We start from the raw sequence: 9,686 nt of genomic DNA on the forward strand, positions 1-9,686 counted from the left end.
ATTGCGGTGAACATACGGGTGTGCGCCATGTTGATCCATGGCTGGTCCTGATTGAAAACCTCCTGGGCTTGCTCGTAGAGCGCTGCACGTTCCGCCGGGTTCACTTTAGCCCGTGCCTGGTCAATCAGGGTCTGGAATTTCTCATTGCACCAGCGCGCGTAGTTTTCGCCGTTCTTGGCAGCTTCGCAACTCAGATTAGGCGTCAGGAAATTGTCCGGGTCGCCGTTGTCACCCGCCCATCCGGCGGAAACCATGTCGTGCTCGCCGTTTTTGGCGCGTTTGAGCATTTCGCCCCACTCCATGACGCGAATGTCGACCTTGATCCCGACCTGGGCCAGGTCAGCCTGCATCATCTGCGCGCCGAGCATCGGGTTCGGGTTGGTCGGCCCGCCGCCGTTACGGGTGAACAGCGTGAAAACAGTGCCATCCGGCACGCCCGCTTCCTTGAGCAGGGCGCGAGCCTTGTCCAGATCACGTGGCGGGTTTTTCAGCTCGTGGTTGTAACCCAGCAGGGTGTCCGGGTACGGGTTGACCGCCACGGTCGCATTGCCCTTGCCGAACAGGGCGTTGACATAGGCCGCCTTGTCGAACGCGATGTCGATGGCTTTACGCACGCGCACATCGCTCATGTATTTGTGCGAGGTGTTCATGGCGATGTAGGAAACGGTCATCGCGTTCATCTCATCAACCTTCAGGTTGGTGTCTTTCTTGATGCTCGGGATGTCATCCGGTTTCGGATACAGCGCGACCTGGCACTCGTTGGCCTTGAGCTTTTGCAGGCGCACGTTGTTATCGGTGGCGATGGCCAGGATCAGCGCATCAGCCGGTGGCTTGCCACGGAAGTAGTCCGGGTTGGCCTTGAAGCGAACCTGGGCATCTTTGTTGTAGCGCTGGAACACGAACGGGCCGGTGCCGACCGGTTTGTTGTTCAGGTCGCCGGTCTTGTTGGCCTTGAGCAACTGGTCGGCGTACTCGGCGGAGTAGATCGAGGAGAAGGCCATGGCGACGTCCGCCAGGAACGGCGCTTCGCGGCGGGTCAGGGTGAATTTGACGGTGTTGTCGTCAACTTTCTCGACGCTTTTCAGCAGTTCCTTGAAGCCCATGCTTTCAAAGTACGGGAAGCCAACGCTCGACAGTTTGTGCCATGGGTGGTTCGGGTCCAGCTGACGCTGGAAGCTCCAGACCACATCGTCGGCGTTCATGTCGCGGGTCGGCTTGAAGTATTCGGTGGTGTGAAACTTGACGCCTTTGCGCAGGTGGAACGTGTAGGTCAGACCGTCTTCGCTGATCTCCCAGGAGTCGGCCAGTGCCGGAATCACTTCAGTGGTGCCGGGCTTGAAGTCCGCCAGGCGATTGAAGATGGTTTCGGCCACCGCATCGGCTGTGACTGCAGTCGTGTACTGGACCATGTCGAAGCCTTCCGGGCTGGCTTCGGTGCAGACCACCAGGGGTTTGGCCGAGACGCCAACAGCGACACTCAGCAACGCGGCTGCAATGGCCGCACGTAGGGGAAGCATTTTCATCAAGAACCCTCTGCAATCAGTTAAAGGACAAAAGCCGAACGGCCGATTCATCATTGAATCAGCCGTTCGGCAGGTGCATTACAGGACGTTGAACGGGATGGTGGTCACGAGACGGAACTCGTTGAGGCTGCCATCGGCCTGGTTTTCGCTGGCGCGGTGAGCGGTGTAGGTCGCGCGAACAGTGGTGGCCTTGAGCGGGCCGCTCTGCACGGCGTACGAAGTACCGATGCCGTATTCATAGTGATTTTCGCCGTCCATCGACTGGACGCCGTCGTAACCGCCACCAGCGTAGTGAGTACCGTCGATGCCCCAGCCGCGAGCCTGGTAGATGTTGAACTTCAGGCCAGGAACGCCGTATTCAGCCATGTTCAGACCGTAGGCGATCTGGAACGATTTCTCGTTCGGGCCGTTGAAGTCCGACAGCAGGGAGTTGGCCAGGTAGATGCCGTTGGTTTCGTGCAGGTAGTCGAAGTACTCGTTACCGTTCACTTCCTGGTACGAGAAGGTCAGGCTGTGAGCCTGGTGGGTCAGGCCGAACGACAGGGAGTAGGTGTCGTTGTCGATTTCGCCCAGCAGCTTTTTGCCTTCGTCGACGGTCTTGTAGTAGTTCAGGCCGGTGGTCAGGCTCAGTACCGAGCTGTCACCCAGAACGTGGCTGGCGCCGAAGTAGTACTGGTTCCACAGGTCTTCGGCCTGGGTGCCCCACAGGCTGGTGGTCAGGCTGGCGAACGGGGTGTAAGTGATACCGGCGGTGTTGACGTGATCCGCTTCAGCGGTACCGTCGCCGTATTCGGAACGGAACTTGCGCTGGCTCTGTTCGGTACGCGGCGAGTTACGGTCGAAGGTGCCGAGGTCGAAGGACAGGTTTTCCAGCTCTTCACTGTGCAGGGTCACACCTTCGAAGCTCGAAGGCAGCGGACGGTTACCGATGACATCCACTTGCGGGCTGCTGAAGTTTTGGCGACCGGCCGTCAGCGTGGTGTTGGAGAAACGTGCCTTGACGTTGGCCAGGCCCAGTTTGCTCCACTGATCAACGGCGTCACCGCCATTCTCAGTCAAAGTACGGTTGTTGCCACGGCCGCTGCGACCTGGCTCAGGAGCACCACCGTTACCGGACGCGAGGTCTTTGCGATCCCGGTCCAGAGCAATGGCGTTGTAAGCCGCTACTTCAGTGCTGAAACCGACAGTACCCTCGGTGAAGCCCGAGTTGTACTTGATGATCGTGCCTTGCACCCAGTTGATGCGACGGTCAGTCGTGCGAGTCTCACCGTTTTTAAGATAGTTGAGCGTCGCGCCCCGCTTGAACGACTCGTTCGCATACCAGTTACGCGTGGAACCGGTGACCGATTGGCCTTCAACAAAACCGGTGGCTTCGCTTTGGGCGCTTTTCTCTTTGACGGTAACCGGCGTAAACGCCTGGCTTTGGGTTTCTGCGTAAGCCGTGGCGGTTACGCTGCTGATGGCCAGGGCCAATAACGCGGTGCTGCTCAGTTTCATGGGTGAAGCTCCTTACTTTCTTTTTTTTATGCCGGTCTTTTTTGGTGATCCGGCTATTTGGTTTAGAACTCATACAAGGCTTCGCAAACGTTTGCTGTAGGCCGGATTGGCGAATTCAGGCAACACGCTTGCGTGAGGGCGCAATGCGCCCCCAGCGTTCTGGCTAATCGGTTATTGGTCGATACTGACGCCCGAGAACACGTTACGACCGAATGGACTCACTTTGAATCCTTCGATTTTGGCGCTCAACGGCTGGTTAACCGTCGAATGGGCGATAGGCGTGATCGGCACTTGTTGCTTGAGGTAGTGCTGCGCCTGTTTGTAAAGCACGGTGCGCTGTTCGCGGTCGGTGACGACCTTGGCCTGCTTGATGAACTTGTCGTAAGCCGGATCGCACCACATGGAGTAGTTGTTGCCACCAATGGCGTCGCAGCTGTAAAGCGTGCCGAGCCAGTTGTCCGGGTCCCCATTGTCACCGGTCCAGCCAATCAGGCTGACGTCGTGTTCGCCATTCTTGGTGCGCTTGATGTACTCGCCCCATTCATAGCTGACGATCTTCACTTTGAGGCCGATTTTTGCCCAGTCAGCCTGGAGCATTTCGGCCATCAACTTGGCGTTCGGGTTGTAAGGGCGCTGAACGGGCATCGCCCACAAGGTGATTTCAGTGCCTTCTTTCACGCCGGCAGCCTTGAGCAGTTCCTTGGCTTTTTCCGGGTTGTAGGCGACGTCCTTGATCGTGTCGTCGTAGGACCATTGCGTCGGCGGCATGGCGTTGACGGCCAGTTGACCGGCGCCTTGGTAGACGGCGTTGAGAATGCCCTGCTTGTTCACCGCCATGTCCAGCGCCTGACGCACTTCGAGCTGGTCGAAAGGCTTGTGGCGCACGTTGTAGGCGATGTAACCCAGGTTGAAACCAGGCTTCTCGATGAGCTTGAGTGCCGCGTCGTTCTTCAATGCGGGGACATCGGCGGGACGTGGGCTCAGGGTGATCTGGCACTCGTTGGCCTTGAGCTTCTGCACGCGCACCGACGCGTCGGTGTTGATGGAGAAGATCAGGTTGTCGAGTTTGACCCGGCTCGGGTCCCAGTACTGCTTGTTGCCGGTGTAGCGGATGTTGGAGTCTTTCTGGTAACTCTTGAACGCGAACGGGCCAGTGCCGATTGGCTTCTGGTTGATGTCGCTCGGCTTGCCGTCGGCCAGCAGTTTGTCGGCGTATTCGGCAGACAGAATGGCGGCGAAGCTCATGGCGATGTTCTGGATGAACGCGGCGTCGACGCTGTTGAGCGTCATGACCACGGTCAGCGGCCCGGTCTTCTCGACCTTGGCGATGTTCTTGTTCAGGCTCATCCCGTTGAAATACGGGAACTCGGTTGGATAAGCCTTACGGAAAGGTTGCTGCGGATCGAGCATGCGATTGAACGTGAACAGCACGTCATCGGCGTTGAAATCACGGGTCGGCGTGAAGTACTTGGTCGTATGAAATTTCACCCCTTCGCGTAGGTGAAAGGTGTACTTGAGGCCGTCCTCGGAAATATCCCAGCTTGTTGCCAGGCCCGGTACGACGTTGGTGGCGCCTTTTTCAAACTCTGCCAATCGGTTGTACAGCGGCTCGGCGGCATCGTTGTCCGTCGATGTCGTGTACTGCGCAGTGTCGAAGCCAGCCGGGCTGCCTTCGGAGCAGAACACCAGGCTGTTACTGGCGGCCTGGCTGATGGAAGTGGCGGCCAACAGGCCGGTGCCCAGCAATGCGGATAAAACCAAGGTATGGCGCATGACGCTCCCTTTTCTCGTTCGCTAAGTGTTTTCAATGAGCCGCCGTCCCGTCCGCGGACGTAGAGGCATCACTGAGTTCAAACCATGGCGTGCAGCAAAACCGAGAGCCCACGCATGCACTGGTCAGATCCCGACGGTATGAGCCGTGGGTCCGGCAGTAAATGCGTAGAGTCCGAAAGACTTGTGGGAAAAGGCAACGCATCCGACATCACGGCGGTCATCCGTGACGGAATTGGATGTAGGCTGTTTCCTACTTTCTCGGCAGATAAAGCAACGGCGACGTTAAAAACGTCGCCGTTGCAAAACCTTATTTGCTGACGCTGACGCCGTAGAAGGAGTTCAAGCCAAACGGGCTGATCTTGAAGTCTTCAACGTTGTTGCGCATGGGTTGGAACACCGTCGAGTGAGCGATAGGTGTCATTGGCACAGCGTCTTTGAGGACGTGTTGCGCCTGTTTGTACAGTTCGGTGCGCTTGCCCTGATCGGTCGTGCGCTTGGCTTCTTTGACGATGCCGTCGAACTTCTTGTCGCACCACTTGGAGAAGTTGTTGCCCTGCAGCGAGTCGCAGCCGAACAGCACGTTCAGCCAGTTGTCCGGGTCACCGTTGTCGCCGCTCCAGCCAATCAGCATCGCGCCGTTTTCGCCGCCTTTGGAACGCTTGATGTACTCGCCCCACTCGTAGGTCACGATCTTGGCCTTGATACCGATCTTGGCCCAGTCGGACTGCAGCATTTCAGCCATCAGCTTGGCGTTCGGGTTGTACGGACGTTGTACCGGCATCGCCCACAGATTGATCTCGGTACCTTCCTTGACGCCGGCTTCCTTGAGCAGCTCTTTGGCTTTCTCAGGGTTGTACGGTGCGTCCTTGATGGTGGTGTCGTAAGACCACTGGGTTGGCGGCATGGCGTTGACGGCCAGTTGACCAGCACCTTGGTAGACGGAGTCGATGATCTGCTGCTTGTTGACGGCCATGTCCAGTGCCTGACGCACTTTCAATTGAGCCATCGGGTTCGGCTGATCGCTGCCCTTGATCTTGTCCATCACGTTGTAGGCGATGTAGCCCAGGTTGAAACCAGCCTGGTTAGGCACCTTCAAGGTCTTGTCTTCTTGCAGCGCCTTCAGGTCGGCCGGACGAGGGAACAGAGTGATCTGGCACTCGTTCTTCTTCAGCTTCTGGATACGCACCGACGGGTCGGTGGTGATGGCGAAGATCAGGTTGTCGATCTTGACGTCTTCAGGCTTCCAGTAGTCCTTGTTCCCGGTGTAGCGGATGTTGGAGTCTTTCTGGTAGCTCTTGAATACGAACGGGCCAGTGCCGACCGGCTTCTGGTTGATGTCGGCGGCCTTGCCTTCCTTGAGCAACTGGGCAGCGTACTCGGCGGACTGGAGCGAGGCGAAGCTCATGGCCATGTTCTGGATGAACGCGGCGTCGACTTCTTTCAGGGTGAACTTGACAGTTTTGTCGTCGACTTTATCGATCTTGGTGATGTTGGTGTCCATCCCCATGTCGGTGAAGTACGGGAATTCAGTCGGGTACGCTTTGCGGAACGGGTCGTTCTTGTCAATCATGCGATTGAAGGTGAACAGCACGTCGTCGGCGTTGAACTCACGAGTCGGCTTGAAGTACGGGGTGGTGTGGAACTTGACGCCTTCACGCAGGTGGAAGGTGTAAGTCAGGCCATCATCGGAGATGTCCCACTTGGTCGCCAGACCAGGAATCACGGCGGTGCCGCCGCGCTCGAACTGGGTCAGGCGGTTGAACATGGTTTCTGCAGAGGCGTCGAAGTCGGTTCCGGTGGTGTACTGACCAGGATCAAAACCGGCCGGGCTCCCTTCGGAGCAAAACACCAGGTTAGTCGCCGCTTGGGCGAAAGGTGCGGAGGCTAACAAGCCTGCGCCGACTAAAAACGGAATGACCGCGTGTTTAAGCATGTTGGCCTCATGATTTGTTGTCATTTTTGGAATTTGAGGACGACCTCGTGAGTCGTGCCTGCGGATACTTATGCAGGGGCCATACCCATTGCAAGATCCTGAGCGACCACAGGCGTTAAACGGTGGCACGAACGTACCTTAATGTCGCATATGTATAAATTCATGCGCATTTGACCGTTTGCGCAGGGTTTTTTCGGTGCGTCTGGCGCACCGCGACGGGGCGATCGGCTCGACTTTCGCACCCGGTTGGAGCGAGGTGTTACTTATTTATACCCATCATGAGGGGTGTGAATGAGGCATGTGGGCGTGAATGAGATTGAGTTGTAGTTGGGTGGGTAGGTGTTTGTTGTTTAAAGGGTTGTTGTGTCTGTAGGGGCAGATTGTTGCGTTACTGTTTGGCAATGGACATCTGTGGGGGACCGTTGGCTTTAGGGACTTGCTGGGGTTTGCGTGGGCGTGTTGGGTAATACCCTGGGTGCAACCCTCTGCTCTTTCCGGTAGCGCTTTTGGTTTTTTCCAGATGTTGAACGTCTTGTCAGTGAGTGTTTTCTGACGGATGTGCAGTGGGCAAATGTTGGGATCGAGCCTGAAAGTCGATCATTTACTTTCAGGTGTGCCCAGTCCAATTGTGGGGGGGAGCCTGCTCGCGATGGCGGCCTGACAGCCGACCATTCTCTAGCCGATGTACACCGAACCCCTGTGGGAGCTGGCTTGCCTGCGATGGCGGCCTGGTAGCCGACCATGTTCTTTCAGGTGTACATATCCATTCCTGCGGTAACGGCCACCTATGGTTTCGCTCTTACAGCGACTCCCTTTGGCAAACGCCCCAAAGGAAGCAAAGGTCTTCGCCCCAGCGTCCGGCCCCTCGCCTAGGCTCGGCGTTCCTTCGTTCCGGCATTCATCTGGGGGCATCGCCTCCGGTCGGCTTCGCTTCGACCTCCTCTCGATGTGTGCGGCTTCGCCGCACGGCGCTTCGCACCTACCCCCCAGATGAACGCCTCCACTCAGCCTCCCGACGGGGCGGGCAGATCAGAATCAAAAGCCAGATCAAGAGCTGCAGGCGAGCTAACGCTCGGCCTATTGAGTGGTGAAAAGCGAAGCGTGTACGCCGATCGATTTGTAGGAGCGAGCCTGATCGCGATGGCGGCCTGACAGCCGACCGATGACTTTGCAGATGTATACGAACCTTGTGGGAGCTGGCTTGCCAGCGATGGCGTCCTGACAGCCGACCCATCTCTTTCTGTTGCTCCCGATTGATCGATCCCTACACTCTGCGTGGGAATGCAGCCCGGGACGCTCTGCGTTCCATTTTTGTGTGTTGAAAGATGTGTAAAAAACACAGCGTTTTCCCACGCATTTTTCAGGTTGCCGGGTAGGAAGCGGTGTCTCTAATCTCGTTCCTGTCGCTGCTAAATCAGCGGCCAGGAGTGGAAAACTGAATCAGTAGGGCGAAGGCCCTCACGACCATAACGGCAAGTGATGGCTCCAATTAAGATTAGGAGCTGCAAATGGACAACGATAATTCCGATTCGAATTTCAATAAAACTAACCCAAACGCCGACGCCTTGCGCGATGAAGAACTACTCAAAGACAGCGAAGCCATAAGACGCGCTCTCGACTACTACCTCGATTCCCCCGACCAGTACGCCCCCAAACTCCGCCGCCCCAGCACTATGTTCATGATTGCCCCGGACATGGACACTGAAAGTCTCCTGGCCCAAGCCTGCGAGTCATTGGCTTCTGCGAGTGTCATGGCCAGTGATTTCGCAGCAAACCTGATCGGCCCGCAGCGCAATACGGTGTTGGCGATTCAGCAGATCATCATGCTGGCGGAGTTGGCGGTGAATCGGGCACTGGATAACGTCGATCCGGCGTAGACCGCGTCATCGTTCATCGCGAGCAAGCTCGCTCCCACAGGGGGCGAGTGTGTACATGGATTTTATGTACGACTCTGATCACATGCAGGAGTGAGCCTGCTCGCGATGACGGTGGATCAATCACCACAAAATCATCAGACAAACCTGCCGGCTTTCCGCCAGGCAACAAAAAACGGCGATCACTTCAGGTGATCGCCGTTTCTGTGTTCGGGTTACCGAATCAAGGCATCAACACTTCAATTGCCCCGTCCGCCGTCATGCTGACCTGGCTCGTGCCTGCCTCAACCTCAGGCGTCACCGGCGCTCCATCCATGCCGGCCGCTTTCATCATCATCGGACCACGCATGTATGGTTGTGGATAACCGTTGCTGTTCAGGTTCAGGCTGACGATTTTGTAACCCTTGCCGCCCAAGGCATCGGTCGCCAGTTGCGCGCGAGCCTTGAACGCGGTGACGGCTTCTTTAAGCAGCGCATCTTCGCTGGCCTTGCGGGTTGGCGTGGCGATGGCGAAGTCCATGCCGCCCATTTTCAGGTCGGTCAGCAGTTCGCCGGTCAGCTTTGACAGCGCGGCGAAGTCGGAGCTTTCCAGGCGCAGTTCGGCGCGTTCACGCCAGCCGGTGATTTTCTGGCCCTTGGTGTCGTAGATCGGATAGCTGTTGCGGCTGCCCTGGCGCAGGGTGACTTCCTTGACCTGTTTGGCCTGGGCCAGCGCTTTGTTCATGGTGGTGCTGACGTCGGCAGCGAGTTTGGCCGGGTCGGTGTTTTGTTCTTCGGTGTAGAGGGTCACGATCATCAGGTCGCGGGCCACTTCCTGACTGACTTCGGCACGCAGGGCGATCTGGTTGTAATGAAGCTCGTCGGCGGCCAGGGCCGGGAGGCTGGCAACCGTGCCAACGCTAAGGGCAAGAAGGGCGGCGCTGCGGCGGAAACTGTGCATGAAAACTCCTTGGAGGTGCGCAGGGGTTAAGGTCCGAGCCTGCGTGAAACCATCAGACTCTAACTTTATTGATCCGGTTCGCACAGTTACAACTTCTATACAGATATCGGCGAACCCTGTGGCGAGGGAGCTTGCTCCCGCTGGAC

At 57.3% G+C, this 9,686-nt stretch carries 6 protein-coding genes; 1 reads left to right on the forward strand and 5 read right to left on the reverse strand.

Translation table 11 applies throughout. The features are described 5' to 3' along the window. The 4 genes from K0F88_RS16235 to K0F88_RS16250 all read right to left on the reverse strand — a co-directional run. Positions 1–1,523, reverse strand: a 1,523-nt coding sequence (locus tag K0F88_RS16235; RefSeq protein ID WP_219095700.1) for an ABC transporter substrate-binding protein, incomplete at its 3' end; no start/stop codon positions are given. 78 nt (positions 1,524–1,601) lie between these two features. After that, positions 1,602–3,020: an OprD family porin gene (locus tag K0F88_RS16240; protein WP_219095701.1), complete on the reverse strand. Its 1,419-nt coding sequence runs from the start codon at positions 3,018–3,020 to the stop codon at positions 1,602–1,604. A gap of 171 nt (positions 3,021–3,191) precedes the next feature. Further along, entirely contained in the window at positions 3,192–4,793 is a 1,602-nt protein-coding gene (locus K0F88_RS16245; protein WP_219095702.1) for an ABC transporter substrate-binding protein, read from the reverse strand. A gap of 307 nt (positions 4,794–5,100) precedes the next feature. Then, complete coding sequence (locus tag K0F88_RS16250; RefSeq protein ID WP_219095703.1) at positions 5,101–6,726, reverse strand: ABC transporter substrate-binding protein; 1,626 nt, start codon at positions 6,724–6,726, stop codon at positions 5,101–5,103. 1,508 nt (positions 6,727–8,234) lie between these two features. Between K0F88_RS16250 and K0F88_RS16255 the strand changes: the two genes are divergently transcribed. Further along, complete coding sequence (locus K0F88_RS16255) at positions 8,235–8,603, forward strand: DUF6124 family protein (protein ID WP_094469133.1); 369 nt, start codon at positions 8,235–8,237, stop codon at positions 8,601–8,603. A 220-nt stretch (positions 8,604–8,823) separates the two neighbouring features. On the opposite strand, the gene K0F88_RS16260 is transcribed toward K0F88_RS16255, so the two are convergent. Then, positions 8,824–9,540 carry an SIMPL domain-containing protein gene (locus K0F88_RS16260; RefSeq protein WP_219095704.1) on the reverse strand — a complete coding sequence of 239 codons (717 nt, stop codon included), beginning with the start codon at positions 9,538–9,540 and terminating at the stop codon, positions 8,824–8,826. Positions 9,541–9,686: the final 146 nt, after the last annotated feature.

Origin of the sequence: Pseudomonas sp. UMAB-40, from assembly GCF_900095275.1 — a bacterium.
GTDB lineage: Bacteria > Pseudomonadota > Gammaproteobacteria > Pseudomonadales > Pseudomonadaceae > Aquipseudomonas > Aquipseudomonas mandelii_B.